The organism is Polyangium jinanense (assembly GCF_028435265.1).
Classification (GTDB): domain Bacteria; phylum Myxococcota_A; class Polyangia; order Polyangiales; family Polyangiaceae; genus Polyangium; species Polyangium jinanense.
This window is the reverse complement of sequence record NZ_JAGTJK010000025.1, coordinates 22,057-42,207: the sequence shown is the minus strand read 5'-3', so window position 1 is coordinate 42,207 and position 20,151 is coordinate 22,057. Positions and strand designations below refer to the sequence as shown.

Genomic DNA, 20,151 nt, shown 5'->3' with positions numbered 1-20,151 from the left:
CCTCGAACGTGCCCTTACGGAACGTTCCTCTCTCACCGAATTTGCGTCCCCGTGTGGTCCGACCAACCGTTCGTCGGACCGTAAGGGAGGGGGCGCGGCAAGTTGCCGCAGGCGTGCGGCGCTTTGCCATCTTGCCCTCGTCGGCTGGGGACGGCAAAACCCGCCCGCGTCGTCGGGAATTCCCGATGATCGAGCGTCCACATGGCGAGATACCTATTCCCAAAGTGGTCCAACCGGGTGCTGCCGATGGTGGCCGCCTTCGTACTTGCTCCGCTTGGCACCGCGGCTGCCGGCGGCCTTTGGTACTACGGTACCAACAAGCACGTCGAAGTTGGCTACACGCCCACACAACCCGTGGACTACAGCCACAAGCTGCATGCCGGCGATCTCGGCATCGACTGCCGTTACTGTCACACGGCCGTCGACAAGAGCGCCCAAGCGTCCGTCCCTGCCACCGAGACGTGCATGAACTGCCACTCGAAGGTGAAGACGGATAGTCAAAAGCTTCTTCCCGTGCGGGAGAGCTACGCGACGGGGAACCCCATCCCCTGGGTGCGCGTCCACAACCTGGCCGACTACGCGTACTTCAACCACCAGGCCCACGCGACCGCAGGAGTGGCTTGCCAGAGCTGCCACGGCCGCGTCGACCAGATGATCAAGGTGAGTCAAGCGCAGCCCCTCTCCATGGGCTGGTGCCTCGACTGCCATCGGAACCCCGAGCCGAACCTCCGGGATCCGAAGGACATCACCAAGATGGTCGACGAGACCGTGCCGGCGAGCGTCGCGAACCTCGCGGCTCCGCCCTCCCAGCGCAAGGTCTCGCCTCCCGTTCATTGCTCGGGGTGCCACCGATGAAGCGAGCTCCGTATCCCATCGAGCCGGATACGTCCGGAAAGAACTACTGGCGGAGCCTCGACGAGTTCGAGAAGTCACCGTCGTTCGCAGAGGACTTGAAGCGCGAGTTCCCGGAGGGCGCCGCAGAGCCTCCGCAAGGAACGAGCCGCCGAGAGTTCCTCACCATCATGGGCGCCTCGATGGCCCTCGGCGGCCTCGCGGCCTGCCGCAGGCCCGAAGAGGTCATCGTCCCCTACACGCGCGCGCCGGAAGAGGTCGTCCCCGGTAGGCCGCTCTTCTTCTCGACCGCGATGCCGATCCTCGGCACCGCGCTCGGCCTCGTCGTCGAGACGCACGAGGGTCGGCCGACGAAGATCGAGGGCAACCCGCGGCACCCCGAGAGCCTCGGCGCGACGAACTCGTTCGTGCAGGCGACGGTGCTCGACCTCTACGATCCCGACCGCAGCCAGAGCCCGCAAGAGAAGGGCCAAGCGCGGACGTGGGACGAGGCGAACGCCTTCCTGCGCAAGCTCGGCGACGACGCGAAGAAGAAGAACGGCAAGGGCCTCGCGGTCCTCGTCGAGGATCATCGCTCGCCCACGCTTGCGGCGCAGCTCGACGCACTCCTCAAGCTGATGCCCGACGCGCGCGTCGTGCGGTACGAGGCGTTCGGTCGTGACGTGCAGGAAGAGGGCGCGCGGATCGCCTTCGGCAAGGCGCTCGTGCCCGTCTACGACATCGGCGAGGCCGACGTCGTCGTCTCGCTCGACGCGGACTTCCTGCTGAACGAAGGCAGCGTCGTGAAGAACGTGCGTGCCTTCGCGGCGCGGCGGGATCCGGACCGCAAGGACAAACCGATGAACCGGTTCTACGCGATCGAGAGCATCTTCTCGGTCTCGGGGACGAGCGCGGATCATCGGCTGCGCCTTTCGAGCCACAAGATCCCGGCGATCGCCTACGCGCTCGCGCAGGAGATCGCAGCGGCCGCGAAGGTCGAGCTGCCCGCGGACATCACGTCCGCGCTCGGCGGCGCGTCCGCGCTCGATCCGCAGGCCGCGAAGATGGTCAAGGCCATCGCCGGCGACATCGCAAAGCGCAACGGCGCGGTCGCGATCGTCGTGGGTCGCAAGCAGCCCGCGGCCGTGCACGCGCTCGTTCACGCGGTGCATCGCGCGATCGGCGCCGTCGGCAAGACGGTGAAATTCGTACAACCCCTCGACGAGGTGAAGGGCGGCCCGGCGGAGATCGCGGCGCTCGCGAAGGACCTCCAGGCGGGCACGGTCGACACGCTCCTCGTGCTCGGCGGCAACCCCGTCTTCAACGCGCCCGCGGACGTCCGCGACGCCATCGGCAAGGCGAAGACGCTGGTCCACGTGGGCACGCACGTCGACGAGACGGGCAAGGCCGCGGCGTGGCACCTGAACCGCGCGCACACGCTGGAGAGCTGGAGCGACGTCCGGTCCGAAGACGGCACGGGCGCGATCATCCAGCCGCTCATCGCGCCGATGTACGGCGGCAAGACGGACGCGGAGATCCTCGAGGTTTTCCTCGGCGGCACGCGCAAGGGCTACGACCTCGTCCGCGCGAGCTGGCGTGGGGCGCAGTCGCTCGTCGCCGACTTCGAGCGTGACTTCCGGCGCGCGCTGCACGACGGCCTCTGGAAGGACAGCGCCTTCCCGGCCGAGACGGCGGATCTCGACGCTGCGAAGGTCGGCGCGGCGATCAAGGCGCAGAAGGCCGTGGCGCCGAAGGGCGACCTCGAGGTCGTCTTCGACCCGGATCCGCACACGTGGGACGGCCGGTACGCGAACAACGGCTGGCTCCAGGAGATGCCGGACCCGATGGCCAAGGTCACCTGGGGCAACGTCGCGTCCCTCTCGCCGAAGACGGCGAAGGGGCTCGGCGTGGTCGACGGGGATCTGGTCACGGTGGGCGCGAACGGGGCGACGGTGACGTTGCCCGCGCTCGTGGCGCCGGGGCTGGCGGACGGGACGATCCTCGTCACCGTCGGCCAGGGCCGGACCGTGGTCGGTCGGGTCGGCAAGAACGTCGGCGTCGATACGGGGGCGCTGCGCACGAGCGCGGCCTTCCACGTCGCGGACGGCGTGTCGATCACGAAGGCGGGCGGCTCGACGAAGCTCTCGCGGACGCAGGAGCACTTCCTCACGGAAGGCCGGCCGCTCGTGCTCGAGGCGTCGTTCGCCAAGTACCAGGAGAACCCGCAGGTCGTCCCGCCGCCGAAGAAGTACCTGAGCCTCTTCGAGGAGCGGAAGTACGACAAGGGTCACGCCTGGGGCATGACGATCGACCTCGCGGCTTGCGTCGGCTGCAACGCATGCAGCATCGCCTGCCAGGCGGAGAACAACATCCCGATCGTCGGCGCCGAAGGCGTGCAGCGGTCGCGCGAGATGCACTGGCTCCGCATGGATCGGTACTTCGAGGGTGACCTCGAGAACCCGACCAGCGTCTCGCAGCCGATGATGTGCGTGCACTGCGAAAACGCGCCGTGCGAAGAGGTCTGCCCGGTCGCGGCGACGACGCACAGCCCCGAGGGGCTGAACGAGATGACGTACAACCGGTGCATCGGCACCAAGTACTGCGCGAACAACTGCCCCTTCAAGGTGCGTCGGTTCAACTACCACGACTACACGAAGGACACGATCGAGCAGCACAAGATGCAGATGAACCCCGACGTCACGGTGCGCAGCCGAGGCGTCATGGAGAAGTGCACGTACTGCGTGCAGCGCATCAACCGCGCGAAGATCTCCGCGAAGGCGGAGGGGCGCGACCGTCTCCGCGACGGCGAGGTGGTGACGGCGTGCCAGGCGGCTTGCCCGGCGCAGGCGATCCACTTCGGCGACCTCAACGACAAGCAGAGCGAGGTGGCCAAGCGCGCCGCCGGGCCGCGCGGATACAAGCTCCTCGAAGAGCTCAACATCCGCCCGCGCACGTCGTACCTCGCCAAGATCAAGAACCCCAACCCTGAGCTGGAGGGGGCATGACCACCGCCGCCCTGCAAGAAGACACGCCCGGCAAGCGTGCTCCACTCGTCCTCGGCCACCGCGATTTCAACGCGGTGACCGAGACGGTCGCGGGGATCGTCGAGAAAAAGACGACCCCCTCGTGGCTGGTTCTTTTGGGCCTCGCGGTGAGCGTACTGCTCATCCTGCTCGGCTCGCTCGGTAAGCTCGTCGCGGAAGGCCTCGGTATCTGGGGTCTGAACAACACGGTCTTCTGGGCCTGGGACATCACCGGCTTCGTCTTCTGGATCGGTATCGGCCACGCCGGCACGCTGATCAGCGCCATTCTCTTCCTGTTCCGGCAGAAGTGGCGCACCAGCATCAACCGCGCGGCGGAGGCGATGACGATCTTCGCCGTCATGTCGGCGGCGATTTACCCGGTGTTCCACGTCGGTCGCGTGTGGTTCGCGTATTGGCTCTTCCCGATACCGAACCAGATGAGCATGTGGCCGAACTTCAAGAGCCCGCTGCTCTGGGACGTGTTCGCGATCTCGACGTACGCGACGGTCTCGATCCTCTTCTGGTACGTCGGCCTCGTGCCGGACCTCGCGACCCTGCGTGATCGCGCGACGACGAAGGTCCGCTCGATCGTGCTCGGCATCTTTTCGCTCGGCTGGCGTGGCTCGCACCGGAACTGGCTGAACTACGAGAAGACCTACCTCATCCTGGCCGGTCTCTCGACGCCGCTCGTTCTCTCGGTGCACACGATCGTGTCGTTCGACTTCGCCGTGTCGATCATGCCGGGCTGGCACACGACGATCTTCCCGCCGTACTTCGTCGCCGGCGCCATCTTCAGCGGCTTCGCGATGGTCGTGTCGCTGATGGTGCTCGCGCGCAAGGCGTACGGTCTCGAGGGCCTGATCACCATCAAGCACCTCGAGAACATGAACAAGATCATCCTCCTCACGGGGACGATGGTCGGTTACGCCTACGCGATCGAGTACTTCATCGCCTGGTACGGCGGCAACGAGTACGAGCGCTTCGCGTTCATCAACCGCGCGTTCGGTCCGTACAAGTGGGCGTACTGGACCATGTGGAGCTGCAACGTCTTCTCCCCGCAGCTCTTCTGGTTCAAGCGCATCCGGACCAGCATCCCGGCGATGTTCGTGATCTCGATCTTCGTGAACATCGGCATGTGGTTCGAGCGCTTCGTCATCATCGTGACGAGCCTCCACCGCGACTACATCCCCTCGAGCTGGACGTACTTCCGGCCGAGCCTCTTCGACATCTCGACGTTCCTCGGGTCGTTCGGTCTGTTCTTCACGCTGTTCCTCCTCTTCCTCCGGTTCATGCCGGCGGTGGCCATCAGCGAGGTCAAGGGCGTGATGCCGCAGGCGGATCCGCACGCGGGCCACGACGACCACGGTCACGACGCGCACGACGACCACCATGAGGAGGCGAGCGCGAAGGCCGAGGAGAGCGAGGACGAGGGCGACGAGGGCGAGGAGGCGTCGGAGGGCGACGCGGAGAAGGACGAGGAGGAGTCCCGTGGATAAGGCTCATCGTCACGAAGAGCTCGAGGAAGAGGCGGCGAAGCCGTTCGGCCTCATGGGCTACTTCCTCACGCCTGGCGAGCTGATGCACGCCTGTGAGAAGCTGAAGAACGCGGGGTACAAGGACTTCGACGCGCAGACGCCGTTCCCCGTTCACGGCCTGGAGAAGGCGATGGGGCTGCCCCCGTCGAAGATGCCCTGGATCGTGCTGATCGCCGGCGCGACGGGCCTGGCCAGCGCGATTGCGCTGACGTGGTTCGTCTCGATCGACTACCCGCTCGTCATCAGCGGCAAGCCGTCGTTCTCGTACCAGGCGTACATCCCGATCATGTTCGAGCTCACCGTGCTCTTCTCGGCGTTCGGTGCGTTCTTCGGCTTGTGGGGCATGAACCGCCTGCCGATGTTCTACCACCCGTCGATGAAGCACCCGTCCTTCCCGCGTGCGACGGACGACGCGTTCTTCGTCACCGTCGAGGCGAAGGACCCCAAATACGACGCGTCGAAGACGAGGAGGCTCCTCGAGGAGCTCGGCGCGCGTGAGATCGTGGAGGTCACGGAATGAGGCCCGCCGCATTCCTCTTGTTCGCGCTGGCCCTCGCGGGCTGCCGCGGCAACAAAAGCGAGGAGCCGCCGGTCCACGTCTTCGGAGACATGGACTGGCAGCCCAAGTACCAGTGGGGTGAGGCGAGCCCGTTCTTCGAGGACGGCCGCGCGATGCGGCCGATCGTCGACGGGACGGTGCCCGTTGGCCACCTGGACGAGGACGACGCGTATTACCGCGGCAAGGACGCGAAGGGCGAGTTCATCGGCCGCGCGCCGCTCGAGGTGGACGAGAAGGTCGTTCGTCGTGGCCAGGAGCGCTTCAACATCTACTGCGCGCCCTGCCACGACATGTCGGGCAGCGGCCGCGGGATGGTGGTGCAGCGTGGCTTCCCCCCGCCGGTCGAGCTCTCGTCGGATCGGGTCCGGACCATGCCGGACGGGCAGATCTTCGACACCATCTCGCACGGCGTCCGGAACATGCCGTCGTATCGCAAGCAGATCCCGGTGGCCGACCGGTGGGCCATCGTCACGTGGGTGAGGGTGCTCGGCAAGAGCCAGCATGCCTCGATCGATGACGTGCCTGCCGACAAGCGCAGCGCGATCGAGCCGGAAGGAGACGCGCAATGAGCCAGGCGGCGGCGATGACCGCAGGTCGGGCCACGGGCGGCAAGGCCAAGACCGACGACGCCCGGAAGCTCCCGAAAGAAGTGGGCGACACGATCACGAAGGCGGGCATGGGGCTCGCGGTCGTGGGCGTGGCGGCGGCGGGCGCCGGTTATGCGATGGACGCGAAGCGATTCGCGTTCTCGTATCTGATCGGCTTCCTGTTCGTCGCGACGATCGCGCTCGGCGGCCTGTTCTTCGTGCTGGTGCAGCACCTCGCGCGCGCGGGCTGGTCGGTGGCGGCGCGGCGGCAGATGGAGTGGCTCGCGGGCCTTCTCCCTGCGGTCGCGGTCCTCGCGATCCCGATCTTCCTCTGGGCGCACGACCTGTACCACCACTGGATGGGGCCGCAGGCGGCGACGGATCCGATCCTGCAGAAGAAGGCGGGGTACCTGAACCCCTCGTTCTTCTATGGCCGGTCGGCGCTTTACCTCGTGGTGTGGGTGGCCCTCGGCCTCTACTTCACGCGCAATAGCCGGGCGCAGGACGAGAGCGGTGACATCAAGCTCACCGAGAAGATGCAGACGGCCAGCGCGCCGGCGATGATCCTCTTCGCCCTGACGACGACGTTCGCGGCGTTCGACTGGGTGATGAGCCTCGACCCGCACTGGTACTCGACCATCTTCGGCGTGTACGTGTTCGCCGGGTGCGCGACGAGCTCGTTGTCGGTGCTCGCGCTCATCACGGTGCAGCTCCAGCAGCGCGGCTACTTCCGCAAGATCAGCACGATCGAGCACCGGCACGACATCGGCAAGCTGCTCTTCGGGTTCATCGTCTTCTTTGCGTACATCGGCTTCTCGCAGTTCCTGCTGATCTGGTACGCCGACATCCCCGAGGAGACGGTGTGGTACCACCACCGCTGGGACGACGCGGGCTGGGCGAAGGTGAGCCTCGCGATCTTCTTCGGCCACTTCCTGATCCCCTTCCTGCTCCTGCTCTCGCGGCATGCGAAGCGGCACGGGATGGTGCTCTCGCTCGGCGCGGTGATCATGCTGGTCATGCACTACGTCGACCTCTACTGGCTCGTCATGCCGACGTTCGACCACCACTTCCACTTCAGCGTGGTGGACATCTGCGGCCTGCTCGGACCGCTCGGCATCGCGGCGTTCCTGGTCGCGCGGCAGGCTGCGCAGGGCCCGCTCTACCCGCTCCGTGATCCTCGGCTCGCCGAGACCGTGAAGGTGGACAATCCATGAGCAAGAAGAAGAAGAAGAACCAGGGCCGCGCAGAGGCCGCTGCCGAGGAGACCTCGAAGGTGTCCTCGGACAACGACGAGTCCACCTCCGAGGAGCGCGAGGACAGCGTGGAGTCGAGCGCGCACGACGATCACGGCGACGAGGCGCACGAGGGCGGTCACGGGCACGGCGGGCACGACCCGGTCGAGGACGACAGGCCGCGCAATGGCCTCATCGCGCTCGTCACGGTCATCACCTGCGTGGTCGTGGTGGTCCTCTGCGTCGCGGTGCGCGAGATCTTCAACTACTACGTGGATCGCGAGCTCCACGACAAGGTCCTCTCGCTGCAATCGAGTGACCTTCGGGCCCTTCGCGCCGCCGAGCAGCAGAAGCTCACGCATTACCAGTGGGTGAGCAAGAAGGACGGCGTCGTGCGAATCCCGACGGATCGCGCGGTCGAGTTGACGATCGCGGCGTATCGGCAGCCGCCCGTGGCCCCGCCTCTGAAGGAGGAGCCGGCCCCCGCGCCCCAGCAGGACAAGCCCGAGGAGAACAAGGGCGAGAACAAGGGCGAAGAGAAGAAGGACGGCGCCAAGGTCGAGGAGAAGGGCGACAAGAAGGGCGACTCCAAGGATACTCACAAGCCCGAGGACAAGCCCAAGGAGCCCAAGAAGTGATGGTTCGTCCGGGCCGCTTCCTTATGTTCGTCGCTGCCGCGCTCACGGCGGCCGTGGTCACGCTTGCGCCGGTAACGCCTGCGCTCGCGGGGGATCCGGCGCTGCCGAAGGAGCTCGAGGGCGTGGACATCGAGGAGCGACCCGGCGCCGTCCTTCCGGCGGACGCGAAGCTCCGTGATCAAGCGGGGCACGACGTCACGCTGGGCAGCTACCTCGACGGCGAGCACCCGGTGATCCTGGTGCTCGCGTATTACGAGTGCCCGATGCTCTGCTCCCTGGTCGTGAACGGCCTGTTGCAGGGCATGAAGGACCTCGCCTGGACGGCGGGCAAGGAGTACCGCGTCGTCGTCGTCAGCATCGATCCTCGCGATACCCCCGAGGCGGCCCGCAAGAAGCGCGACTCGTACGTCAGCGTGTATGGCCGGCCCGTGGCACCGCGGGGATGGGATTTCCTGGTGGGGGAGGAGGCCCAGGTGCGTCGGGTGGCCGACGCGGTGGGCTTCCGGTACCGCTGGGAAGAGGCGACGCAGCAGTATGCGCATGCGGCGGGCGTGTTCGTGTTCACGCACGAGGGCAAGCTCTCGCGGACGCTGTACGGGCTCAATTACAGCGCGAAGGATCTCGAGCTGTCGTTGCTCGAGGCGTCGCAGGGCAAGCTCGCGTCCGCGTGGGGTCGCGTGCTCCTGTTCTGCTTTCATTATGATCCCGCAGAAAACAAGTACGTCCTCGCGACGAGGCGTCTGATGAAGGCGGGCGGTGCGTTCACCGTGCTGGGCCTCGGAGGCATGCTCTTCGGGTTCTGGCGGCGTGAGCGTCGTCGCGCGTCGAAGTCGGCGGATGGAGCTTTGGCATGAGGTTGGATCCGATCGAACTCGGCTCGTTCTGGATGCCGAAACAGTCTTCGACGATCGCAGAGGAAATCGATACTGCGTACTACATCGTCTACTGGCTGGATGTCGTGATGTTCGTTCTCCTGATGGGGGCGCTCGCGTACTTCATGTACAAGTACAAGCGACGCGGCCCGAAGGACAAGCTCAGCGACGTCACCCACAGCACGACGCTCGAGATTTCCTGGACGATCATCCCGTCGATCCTCGTGATTGGCCTCTTCTTCGTGGGCCTCAAGGGCTGGATGCAGGCGATGGTCGCGCCGGGCAATGCGCTCGAGATCCGCACGACGGCGGAGATGTACATGTGGACGTTCACGTACCCGAACGGGAACGTGAGCGTGAACGAGCTCGTGGTGCCCAAGGGCCAGCCCGTGAAGCTCATCATGAGCTCGAAGGACGTGCTCCACAGCTTCTTCGTGCCCGAGTTCCGGGTGAAGCAGGACGTCGTGCCGGGCATGTACACGACGATCTGGTTCGAGGCCACGGAGAACCGCGATACCATTCTGTTCTGCACGGAGTATTGCGGCGTCGGCCATTCGGACATGATGGCCAAGGTCCGGGTGATGGAGAAGGCCGACTACGACAACTGGCAGGAGACGGGCCTATTGCCCGGGGAGAAGCCGCTTCCCCCGGCGGAGCTCGGCAAGAAGCTCTACGCGACGCGTAGCTGCAACACCTGCCATTCGCTCGATGGGTCCCGCATCCAGGGCCCGACGTTCAAGGGGGTCTTTGGTCGGTCGGAGCAGATCGCGGACGGTTCGTCGGTCAAGGTCGACGAGAACTACATCCGTGAGAGCTTGCTCGAGCCGAACAAGAAGGTGGTCCAGGGGTATCCGGCGGTCATGCCGACCTACAAGGGCCTGCTCAAGGAAACGGACATCGACGCGATCATCGCGTACCTGAAGACGGTCCAGTAGGGAATCGGAGGCTCGATCATGGCAAATACGGCTACGGTCGACGAACTCGGGCACGCGCCCGAGGTTCGAGGCAAAAACTACCTGAACCAAACTGCCGGCGTCTGGTCCTGGCTGACCACGGTCGACCACAAGCGCATCGGCATCATGTACCTGGTGTCGGTGCTCGTCGGCTTCGGCCTCGGCGGCATCTTCGCCCTTCTGGTCCGTCTCGAGTTGTTGACGGCGAAGAAGACCATCATGGACGCCACGCAGTACAACCAGGCGTTCACGCTGCACGGCGCGGCGATGGTGTTCCTCTTCATCATCCCGTCGATTCCGGCGTCGCTCGGCAACTTCTTCCTGCCGCTGATGATCGGCGCGAAGGACGTGGCCTTCCCGAAGCTCAATCTCTTGAGCCTCTACCTGTTCTGGATCGGCGCGATCTTCATGCTCGCGGCGATCGTGACGGGCGGCGTGGACACGGGCTGGACCTTCTACGTGCCCTACGCCTCCGGCGTGTCGACGACGTCGGTCATCTCGGCGACGTTCGGCGTCTTCGTGATGGGGTTCTCGAGCATCCTGACGGGGCTCAACTTCATCGTGACGCTGCACAAGCTCCGGGCCCCGGGGATGAGCTGGTACCGCATGCCGCTCTTCCTCTGGTCGCTCTACGCGACCAGCATCATCCAGGTGCTCGCGACGCCGGTCCTCGGCATCACGCTGCTCCTGCTCATCTTCGAGCGCGCGTTCCACATCGGCATCTTCGATCCGACGCTCGGCGGTGACCCCGTCCTCTTCCAGCACTTCTTCTGGTTCTACAGCCACCCGGCCGTGTACATCATGATCCTGCCGGGCATGGGCGTGGCGACGGAGATCCTCACGACGCACTCGAAGCGCCGGGTCTTCGGGTACAAGGCGATCGCGTTCTCCAGCGTGGCCATCGCCCTCGTGTCGTTCCTCGTGTGGGGCCACCACATGTTCGTCTCGGGGCAGAGCGAGCTCTCCTCGGCGATCTTCTCCTTCCTGACGTTCTTCGTGGCCATCCCGAGCGGCGTGAAGATGTTCAACTGGCTCGGCACGCTCTGGGGCGGGTCGATCCGGTTCACGGTCCCGATGCTCTACGGCATCGCGTTCCTCTTCCTCTTCGCGATCGGCGGCCTGACGGGCCTCTTCCTCGGCACGCTGAGCGTCGACCTGCACCTGCACGACACGTACTTCGTCGTGGCCCACTTCCACTACGTGATGATGGGCAGCACGGCGATCGCGTTCTTCGGCGGCCTCCACCACTGGTGGCCCAAGATGACGGGCAAGATGTACGACGAGAAGCTGGCGCGCGTGGGCTTCGCCCTCACGTTCATCGGCTTCAACTGGACGTTCTTCACCCAGTTCATCCTCGGCACGCGTGGCATGCCGCGCCGCTACTACAACTACCTCGACCAGTTCCAGCCGCTGCACGCGTTCTCGACGTACGGCTCGTGGGTCCTGGGCACGGGCTTCCTCATCACGTTCATCTGCCTCGCGCGCTCGCTCAAGAGCGGCGCGCCCGCGCCGGCGAACCCGTGGGACAGCGCGACGCTCGAGTGGCAGACGCAGTCACCGCCGATCACGGAGAACTTCGAGAAGGCCCCCATCGTGACGCTGGACGCGTACGAGCGTCCCGCTGAGGAGACTGCTTGATGAGCGCGAAAGCCGAGGCTTTGGGCGGCGCCGGGGAGAGCAAGCTCTCCCCCCAGTTCCACGTCGCCCACCACTTCGACAAGGCAGACACCCAGTTCGACGCAGGTCGAATGGGCGTGTGGCTCTTCTTGGTGACGGAGATCCTGCTGTTCGGCGGCTTGTTCTGCGCCTTCGCCATCTTCCGTAGCAAGTACTTCCCGTCGTTCGTCGAGGCGCACCACCACCTCGACCGCGTGATGGGCGGCATCAACACCATCGTGCTGATCACCTCGAGCTTCACGATGGCGCTCGCGGTCCGCTCCGCGCAGAAGAACGAGACCAAGAAGACGACGCTTCTGCTCGCGATCACCCTCGCGTGCGCGGCGGGCTTCCTCGTGGTCAAGTACTTCGAGTACAGCCACAAGATCCACGACGGGCTCCTGCCCGGCGGGAACTTCACGGCGGCGGATTTCGCCTCGGGTCACCCGGGCATCTTCTTCGCCATCTACTTCATGATGACCGGGATCCACGGCGTGCACGTGGTCATCGGCATGGGCCTCATCCTCTGGATCCTCCTCCGGAACCAGAAGAACGAGTTCTCCAGCCGTTACTACGCGCCCGTCGAGAACGTGGGCCTTTACTGGCACCTCGTCGACCTCGTCTGGATCTTCCTCTTCCCGCTCCTTTACCTGGTCGGCTGATCCCCGGAGCAGAGCGCACCATGAGCACTTCGCACGCAGAGCACGACCACGGTCACGGACACGGAAGCGGAAACGGCGATCACGTTCCGCACGTCCTGCCGTTCAAGGTCTACATCGGCACCTTCGCCACGCTGCTCTTCCTCACGGTCGTCACCGTGGCGGCGAGCTACGTGGATATCGGTCACACGGGCAACCTGATCGTCGCCCTCTTGATCGCCACGATCAAGGCGTCGGTCGTCGCGCTCATCTTCATGCATCTCAAGTGGGACCATAAGTTCCACGGGATCATCTTCGTCTCCGCCCTGATCTTCCTCGCGGTCTTCATCGGCATCACGATGAGCGACACGGAGTTCCGCGGCGAAGCCGAGTCGATCGAGGCGAAGAACCCCGTCGATCTGAAGGACCCGTTCAAGGCCCAGCGCACCGGCGACATCGCCGTCCCCAAGGAGGCGGCTCTGCCCGCCGCCGCCGGCTCGGCCGCTCCGGCCGCCGGTTCGGCCGCCCCGGCCACGGTCCCCGCCAAGCACTGAGTCGTTCCCTCCCGCCCTTCGGGGGCTTGGCTCGGCAAACGAGCTCAGCCCCCAGCCTCCCGCACGCTCCTCCAACTGCGAACCGCTCGACACCGGGTTCGGACTCGCCATAGTCTTCCGACCCGATGTCGGCCCGTGTCTCCGTTCCCCCCATCGCCGTCGTCGAGCCCGGGACGGCGCGCGCGGCGGGTGATGTACCCACAGGGGGACAGTCATCCGTACGGGCCGTCCTTGCGAGCGCGGATCCGATCCCCGAGGGGACCGCGGCGCGGTGGCTGATCCAGCTCCGCTGGCTCGCGATCCTCGGCATGGGCGCGACCACGGCGACCGGAAAATGGTTCGTCCCGGATCTCGCCGTCACGCCGGTGTTCCTGATCCTCGGCTTGCTCGTGATCCTGAACGGGGCATTCGCGCTCGTGCTCGGCCGCATCCGCGGGCACGAGCAGCGCCTCGTCGCCGGGCAGATCACGTTCGACGTGCTCGCCCTCGGCGCCGTGCTCTGGGTCACGGGCGGCACGGGGAATCCGTTCGCCGCGTTCCTCGTGTTTCAGATCGCCCTCGCGGGTTTGCTCAGCGGCGGCCGCGCCATCCTCGCGATCGCGGGCCTGACCGTGGGCGTTGGCGCGCTCGTCTCGTTCGCCGACCCGCTGCCGCTGGCCTCGGCGCCGCTCGGCAAGGAGCGCGTCCACCACCTCGGCGCGTTCGTCTCGCTCGCGACCGTGGCCGGTTTCCTCGGTGTGTTCCTGTCCGTGTACGCGCGGCGGCTCGACGAGCTCCGGCAACGTTCGCTGCGCAATGACAAGCTCGCGATGCTCGGCCGCGTGGTCGGCGGCATGTCGCACGAGCTCTCGACGCCGCTCGCCACGATCCTGCTCGCCGGGCGCGAGCTTTCGGAGCTCACGAAGGACGTTTCGCCCGACGCCTCCGAGCTCGCGCGCACGATCGCGGGCGAGGCGCAGCGTGCGAGCGACATCATCGGCCTCGTGCGTGGGTACATCCGGCCCGATCAGCGGCGCGAGGAGGTCGAGCTCGGCAAGCTGGTCACGGAGATGGCGGGGCGCGAGCTCGGGCGGCTCGCGTACCGGGGCGAGATCACGATCGACGCGCCCGAGCCGGTGTACGTGACGGTCATGCCTGCGGGCCTCTTGCAGGTGCTGGTGAACGTCCTGACGAACGCGACCGAGGCGATGGTGCGGACGGCGAGGCCGCGGATCACGATTGTGGTGCGAGACGGCAGTGATCACGCCGAGATCGTGGTCGACGACAGTGGGCCGGGGTTTGCGCCGGAGATCCTCGCGCGGCTCGGCGAGCCGTTCCAGACGACGAAGGAGCGCGAGGGAGGGATGGGGCTCGGGCTCTACGTGAGCTCGGTGCTGCTCGATCGGATGAACGGCACGTTGAGTGTGGACAATGGGGCCGAAGGCGGGGCAAGAGTGACGATCCGGCTCGCGCGCCGTGTGGCGTCGCGTGACTCGGAGGTATGAGGATGCCTCGCAAGATCGAGACGGCGCTGCTCATCGACGACGACGACGCATTTCGCACGACGCTCCAGGGCGCGATGCGGCGGCGCGGGGTGCAGGCGCGGACGGCGGCGACGGTGGAGGAGGGGGTCGTCGCGCTGGAGGACGCGCCGGTGGATCTCGTGGTCGTCGATTACCGCATGCCGCGCGTCGACGGGCTTTCGGCCCTGCCGCGATTGCGACGGCTTTGCCCGGAGGCGGCGATCGTGATGCTCACGGGATTCGGGGACATCCCGCTCGCGGTGGCGGCAGTGCGCGAGGGCGCGGACACGCTGCTGACGAAGCCGATCGACGCGGATCGATTGCTGCGCGAGGCGACAGTGTTGTTCGAGCGTCCGCGCGCGCCGTTTTCGGGGGCGCCGCCGTCGAGCCGCACGACGTACAAGCTCGACGAGCTCGAGCGCGACGCGATCAACGCCGCGCTCAAGGATTCGGGTGGGGTGATTGCGGTGGCGGCGAAGTTGCTCGGGATCGATCGCCGGACGCTGCAGCGGAAATTGAAGAAATCGTCCTGACGTACAGCGGAGCGCCGGGGTTTCACCCCGGACCCCGACCAGGGGTTGTCCACCCCTGGACCCGGACCAGCGCAAGCGCTGGACTCGGGGTCGATGAACTGCGCGATGCGCAGTTCATCGAACAGGCCGAGGCAAGACCGGCGAAGGCCCTGCCAACCAAAGCAGCGGCGTGACATTTCAACCGGCAACGTTCTGCCTGGTCTTGCCACCGGCGGTTGGAAGAACTGCGCGAAGCGCAGTTCTTCCACAAAAGGTCCAGGGCTTGCCCTGGTTCGGGTCGAGGGGCGAACAGCCCCCGCGGGGCCCGGGGCAGCGCCCCGGCGCAACGCCGTGGAGCACCCACTCAGACGTGCGCCCGGACGGACTTGCCGTTCCTGGCTTTCGCCTTGACCTGCTCGCGCTCGAGGAGCTCCGCCAAAAACCGCCCCGTATGGGACTCCGGCACGCGCGCCACCGCTTCCGGCGCGCCTTCCGCGATCACGCGCCCGCCGCGTGCGCCGCCTTCGGGGCCGAGATCGAGCACCCAATCTGCGAATTTGATCACGTCGAGGTTGTGCTCGATCACCACGACCGTGTTCCCCGCGTCGACGAGCCGTGAAAGCACGACGAGCAGACGCCGGATGTCCTCGAAATGCAGGCCCGTCGTGGGCTCGTCGAGCACGTAGAGCGTGCGGCCGGTCTGGGTTTTTCCGAGCTCGCGGCTCAGCTTCACGCGTTGCGCTTCGCCGCCGGAGAGCGTCGTCGCGCGCTGACCGATCTTCATGTAGCCGAGGCCCACGTCCACGAGCGTCGTCAGGATCCGCTTCAGCGCCACGTGGTGCTCGAACATCCCGAGGCATTCCTCCACGCTCGATTCGAGCACCTCGTTGATGTTTTTCCCCTTGAAACGCACGGAGAGCGTCTGCGCATTGTAGCGTTTTCCGCCGCAGACCTCGCAGGGAACGTACACGTCGGCGAGGAAGTGCATCTCGACCTTCACGACGCCGTCGCCGTGGCAGCTCTCGCAGCGCCCGCCTTTCACGTTGAAGCTGAATCGCCCTGAATCCCAGCCGCGCGCCCGCGCCTCGGGCAGGAGCGCGAAGACCTCGCGGATGTGATCGAACGCCTTCGTATAGGTGCCCGGGTTCGAACGTGGCGTGCGGCCGATCGGCTGCTGATCGATTGCGATCACCTTGTCGAGCACGTCGAGCCCTTCGATCGAATCGTGCGCGCCTACCGGGCCCGTCGCGTCGTGCAGCGCGCGGCTCAGCGCCGGGAGCAGGATGCCATTGACGAGCGAGCTCTTGCCCGCGCCCGATACGCCCGTCACGGCCGAAAGGACGCCGAGCGGGATGCGGGCGTCGACGTTCTTCAGGTTGTGCTCTCGTGCGCCCTTGATCTTGATCCAGCCATTCGGCTTCCGGCGCTCGCCGGGGATCTCGATGCGACGGCGGCCGGAGAGGTAATCGCCGGTCACGTTGCCTTTCGCCTCCGCGAGCGCCTCGGGCGTGCCGGCGAAGAGCACGCGTCCGCCCTCGTGGCCGGCGCCGGGGCCGAAGTCCACGACGTGATCGGCGGCGCGGATCGTCTCCTCGTCGTGCTCGACGACGACCACCGTATTGCCGAGGTCGCGCAGGCGTCGCAGCGTCGCGATCAGCCTTTCGTTATCGCGCTGGTGCAGGCCGATGCTCGGCTCGTCGAGCACGTACATCACGCCGGAAAGCTCGCTGCCGAGCTGGCTCGCGAGCCTGATGCGTTGCGCTTCGCCGCCGGAGAGCGTGGTCGCCGATCGATCGAGGGTCAGGTAATCGAGCCCCACGTTCATCAAGAAACCGAGCCGCGCCTCGATTTCGCGCTTCACGCCCTCCGTGATCCGGGCCTTCCCGCCGGGCAGCGTGAGTTTTTCCACGAAATCGATCGCGCCGCCCACCGTCATCGACGTCACGTCGGCGATGTTCTTCTCGGTAACGAAGACGGCGAGCGTCTCCGGGCGGAGGCGCTTGCCTTCGCAGGCGTCGCAGGGCATTTCCCGGAAAAACTTCCGGTAGAGATCACGCGCCATGTCGCTCGTCGTATCGCGGAAGCGTCGCTCCAGGTTCGGGATCACGCCTTCGAACTTCATGCCGAAGGTCCCGTGGCTCTCCGAGCCCTCCTTGCCCCATTGCACGGCGATCTTCTTGCCTTCGAGCCCGTACAGAATCAGCTCGCGTTTTTTCGCCGGGAGCTTTCCGAACGGCATGTCGAGGTCCACGCCCGTCGCCTTTGCCACGGCGTCCGCGATGCGGAACGTCCAGCCCTCGCCGCGCGACATCGCCGAGGCCCAGGGCGCGATCGCGCCTTCCCGGAGCGAGAGCGCCGGGTTTGGCACGATGAGGTCCGGATCTGCTTCGAGCCGCGTGCCGAGGCCGCTGCATTTCGGGCACATGCCGAGCGGGCTATTGAACGAGAAGCTCTGCGGGCTGAGCTCGGGATAACTCTTGCCGCAGCACATACGCGCCTGGCTGAAGGGGCGGGGTTTTTCGCCCTCGACGTCGACGATCATCTCGCCTTTGCCCTCGCGCAGCGCGAGCTCGATGCTCTCGGCGATGCGCGGCCGATCCTCGCCGCGCACCGTGATGCGATCGGCGACGAGCGAGATGTCGTGCCATAGCTTCTTGTCGAGCTTCGGCAGCGGGTCGAGTTTTTCCATTTTGCCGTCGACGATCACGCGGGAGAAGCCGCGCGTCGCGAGGTCCTCGAAGATTTCCTTGTGCTCGCCTTTCCGGTGCACGACGAGCGGCGCGAGCAGGGTGGCGCGGCTGCCCTCGGGCAGCTCGAGCAGCGTCTCGACGATCTCGTCGACGCTTTGCGAGGCCACGGCCTTGCCGCACGTCGTGCAGCGCTGCTCGCCGGCGCGGGCGTAGAGCACGCGCAGGTAATCGTAAATTTCGGTGATCGTTCCGACGGTGGAGCGCGGATTCGAGGAGGCGCTCTTTTGCTCGATGGCAATCGTGGGCGAGAGGCCAGAAACGTGCTCGACCGACGGGCGATCGAGCTGGCCGAGGAATTGCCGGGCGTAGGCCGAGAGTGTCTCGACGTAGCGGCGCTGACCCTCGGCATACAGCGTGTCGAACGCGAGGCTCGACTTGCCCGAGCCGCTCGGCCCGGTGAACACCACGAGTTTGCGTTTGGGGACCTCGAGCTGCTCGATACGGAGGTTGTGCTCGCGGGCGCCCTTCACGACGATGAAATCAGGCTCGCGGGCGGCGGGGATCTCGTTCTTCGTCCTGGTCTTGGGCATGGGCGGTGGTTTGTCCTCGGTGGATCGCGCGCGCGTTGCCCATAGCACGTTCGTCCGTCCGTGTCTTCCCGAAACGCCATGTCCGTTCCCATTCGAATGTGCGTTCGTGTATACCGCGTTACGAGAAACACGGTAGAATGGTGTTTTCGTGACCACCCCGGAGACTTTGGGGACCAGGAAGCGCGGTGCTTCCTGGCCGAGGGGCTCTGGAGCGCCAAACGGAGGGTGTTGCATTGGGCGCGCTCGTCTGGCTCCTGCGTATCCTCGATCTGGTGATCGTCGGGTACGTAACCGTGTTTTTCCTGCTCAACCTGCGGTTCGTTCTGGTCAGTTATCGAAGGATTCAACGGGAGCTCACGGCCGAGCTCGTCCGGCCCGCGGCGCTCTCCGAGCGCGACGCTTTCTTGCCCGTCGTATCGCTTCTCGTGCCCGCCTACAACGAGGAGGTCACGATTGTCGAGAGCCTCAAGTCGCAGCTCCGCCTGCGCTATCCGGCCTACGAGATCGTGATCTGCAACGACGGATCGAAGGACCGGACGGTCGAGGTTTTGCTCTCCGCGTTCCCGTTCGTTCCGGCCGTGCTCGAGCGGGCGAGCGGGCTCGATACGGCCGAGGTGCGTGGGATGTGGGAGTGCCGGACGGGCCTGCCCGAGAACGTCAAGCGTATGGTCCTCATCGACAAGGAGAACGGCGGCAAGGCGGACGCCCTGAATGCGAGCACGAGCGTTGCCGCGGGCGAATTCGTGACCAGCATGGACGCCGATAGCCTGCTCGTCCCGGACGCGCTCCTGCTCGCCGTGCGCAAGGTGATGGAGTCGCCGGACGATACCGTCGCCGTCGGCGTGCAGGTCGGGCTCTCGAATGGATCGATCATCCGCGATGGCGAGGTGAAGGAGCTCGCGCTGCCCACGAGCCTCATTGGAAAGTTGCAAATCGTGGAATACATGCGGTCCTTCGCGAAGGGGCGGACGGCGCTGTCCGAGGACAACGCGGTGCTCATCCTTTCCGGGGTTTTCGCGCTGATCCGGCGCGACGTGCTCTTCGAGGTCGGTGGCTTTCTCACGCGCCACGTTCGCTCCAGGATCTGCATCGAATACTGCACGGAAGGGGCGCACACGGTTTGCGAGGACATGGAAATCGTGGTGCGGCTCCACCGGTATCTGCTCGACAAGGGCAGGCCGGGGAGAATTGTCTGTTTGCCCTTCGCGGTCACGTGGACGGAGGCGCCCGAGAATTATCGGGACCTCGGAAAGCAACGAGCAAGGTGGTACCGAGGGCTCTGGGAGGTCATGAGTTATCACCGGGCGATGCTGTTCCGCCCGCAGTTCCGGCAGATCGGCCTCTTCGCAATGCCGTATCAGCTCGTGTTCGAGGCCCTCGCGCCGCCAACCGAGTGCGTCGGATACCTGCTGCTCATCTTGACGACGATCTTCGGCGCGCTCTCCGGAACGGCATTGCTCGCATTCCTGGGGCTCGCGATGGCCATGAATTTTTGCCTGTCGACGCTGTCGGTCATGCTGTGCACGTTTTCCGCACGGCCCGGGCGGGGGCTTTCCGGCGCGGCGTCGCTCGTGCCGTATCCGCGGGCCTGGGACGCGGTGGTGCTGGTGCTCGTGGGGTTCTTGTCGAACCTCGGATATCGCCAGTATCTCGTGTTCTGGCAGCTCCGGGGGCTCTACGATTTCTTGAAGGGGAAGAAGGGCTGGGACAAGTTCGGGCGCAAAGGGTTTGCCCCCGCTGCCCCCGCCGCGCAGCGGGCCTGACGCCGGCCATCGAAAG

The 20,151-nt window shown here is 65.9% G+C and carries 16 protein-coding genes; 15 read left to right on the top strand and 1 reads right to left on the bottom strand.

Annotated features, from left to right (window positions below):
• Positions 1-201: 201 nt before the first annotated feature.
• The 14 genes from KEG38_RS33730 to KEG38_RS33665 all read left to right on the top strand — a co-directional run bounded on the left by KEG38_RS33730 (position 202) and on the right by KEG38_RS33665 (position 15,113).
• Positions 202-855: a cytochrome c3 family protein gene (locus KEG38_RS33730; RefSeq protein WP_272424269.1), complete on the top strand. Its 654-nt coding sequence runs from the start codon at positions 202-204 to the stop codon at positions 853-855.
• Entirely contained in the window at positions 852-3,836 is a 2,985-nt protein-coding gene (locus KEG38_RS33725) for a TAT-variant-translocated molybdopterin oxidoreductase (protein WP_272424267.1), read from the top strand. Before KEG38_RS33730 ends, KEG38_RS33725 begins: the two co-directional genes overlap by 4 nt.
• The gene (gene nrfD / locus KEG38_RS33720) at positions 3,833-5,350 is read left to right on the top strand and encodes an NrfD/PsrC family molybdoenzyme membrane anchor subunit (RefSeq protein WP_272424265.1); all 1,518 of its coding nucleotides are present in this window, start codon (positions 3,833-3,835) and stop codon (positions 5,348-5,350) included. The genes KEG38_RS33725 and nrfD overlap by 4 nt, the downstream gene beginning before the upstream one ends.
• Positions 5,343-5,909 (top strand): DUF3341 domain-containing protein, encoded by a 567-nt coding sequence (locus KEG38_RS33715; protein ID WP_272424264.1) that lies wholly within the window; start codon positions 5,343-5,345, stop codon positions 5,907-5,909. The genes nrfD and KEG38_RS33715 overlap by 8 nt, the downstream gene beginning before the upstream one ends.
• On the top strand, positions 5,906-6,517 hold the full coding sequence (locus KEG38_RS33710) for a c-type cytochrome (protein ID WP_272424263.1): 612 nt from the start codon (positions 5,906-5,908) through the stop codon (positions 6,515-6,517). Before KEG38_RS33715 ends, KEG38_RS33710 begins: the two co-directional genes overlap by 4 nt.
• The gene (locus tag KEG38_RS33705; RefSeq protein ID WP_272424261.1) at positions 6,514-7,749 is read left to right on the top strand and encodes a hypothetical protein; all 1,236 of its coding nucleotides are present in this window, start codon (positions 6,514-6,516) and stop codon (positions 7,747-7,749) included. The genes KEG38_RS33710 and KEG38_RS33705 overlap by 4 nt, the downstream gene beginning before the upstream one ends.
• Positions 7,746-8,405: a hypothetical protein gene (locus tag KEG38_RS33700; protein ID WP_272424259.1), complete on the top strand. Its 660-nt coding sequence runs from the start codon at positions 7,746-7,748 to the stop codon at positions 8,403-8,405. The genes KEG38_RS33705 and KEG38_RS33700 overlap by 4 nt, the downstream gene beginning before the upstream one ends.
• Positions 8,405-9,259, top strand: a complete 855-nt coding sequence (locus KEG38_RS33695) for an SCO family protein (protein WP_272424397.1) — start codon at positions 8,405-8,407, stop codon at positions 9,257-9,259. Before KEG38_RS33700 ends, KEG38_RS33695 begins: the two co-directional genes overlap by 1 nt.
• Positions 9,256-10,212, top strand: coding sequence for a cytochrome c oxidase subunit II (gene coxB / locus KEG38_RS33690; protein WP_272424258.1), 957 nt, complete (start codon positions 9,256-9,258; stop codon positions 10,210-10,212). The genes KEG38_RS33695 and coxB overlap by 4 nt, the downstream gene beginning before the upstream one ends.
• An 18-nt stretch (positions 10,213-10,230) precedes the next feature.
• Complete coding sequence (gene ctaD, locus KEG38_RS33685; protein WP_272424257.1) at positions 10,231-11,868, top strand: cytochrome c oxidase subunit I; 1,638 nt, start codon at positions 10,231-10,233, stop codon at positions 11,866-11,868.
• Positions 11,868-12,548, top strand: coding sequence for a cytochrome c oxidase subunit 3 family protein (locus tag KEG38_RS33680; RefSeq protein ID WP_272424256.1), 681 nt, complete (start codon positions 11,868-11,870; stop codon positions 12,546-12,548). Before ctaD ends, KEG38_RS33680 begins: the two co-directional genes overlap by 1 nt.
• 20 nt (positions 12,549-12,568) lie before the next feature.
• Entirely contained in the window at positions 12,569-13,078 is a 510-nt protein-coding gene (locus tag KEG38_RS33675; RefSeq protein ID WP_272424254.1) for a cytochrome C oxidase subunit IV family protein, read from the top strand.
• A 125-nt stretch (positions 13,079-13,203) separates the two neighbouring features.
• A complete protein-coding gene (locus KEG38_RS33670; RefSeq protein ID WP_272424252.1) occupies positions 13,204-14,562 on the top strand; it encodes an ATP-binding protein in 1,359 nt (452 codons plus the stop codon).
• A 2-nt stretch (positions 14,563-14,564) separates the two neighbouring features.
• On the top strand, positions 14,565-15,113 hold the full coding sequence (locus tag KEG38_RS33665; RefSeq protein WP_272424250.1) for a response regulator transcription factor: 549 nt from the start codon (positions 14,565-14,567) through the stop codon (positions 15,111-15,113).
• Between the two features lie 343 nt (positions 15,114-15,456).
• Here KEG38_RS33665 and uvrA read toward each other — a convergent pair whose 3' ends face one another.
• Positions 15,457-18,372 carry an excinuclease ABC subunit UvrA gene (uvrA, locus tag KEG38_RS33660; RefSeq protein WP_272424249.1) on the bottom strand — a complete coding sequence of 972 codons (2,916 nt, stop codon included), beginning with the start codon at positions 18,370-18,372 and terminating at the stop codon, positions 15,457-15,459.
• Positions 18,373-18,605: 233 nt separating this feature from the next.
• Here uvrA and KEG38_RS33655 point away from each other — a divergent pair, with 233 nt between their 5' ends.
• Positions 18,606-20,135 (top strand): glycosyltransferase family 2 protein, encoded by a 1,530-nt coding sequence (locus tag KEG38_RS33655; RefSeq protein ID WP_272424247.1) that lies wholly within the window; start codon positions 18,606-18,608, stop codon positions 20,133-20,135.
• Positions 20,136-20,151 lie beyond the last annotated feature (16 nt).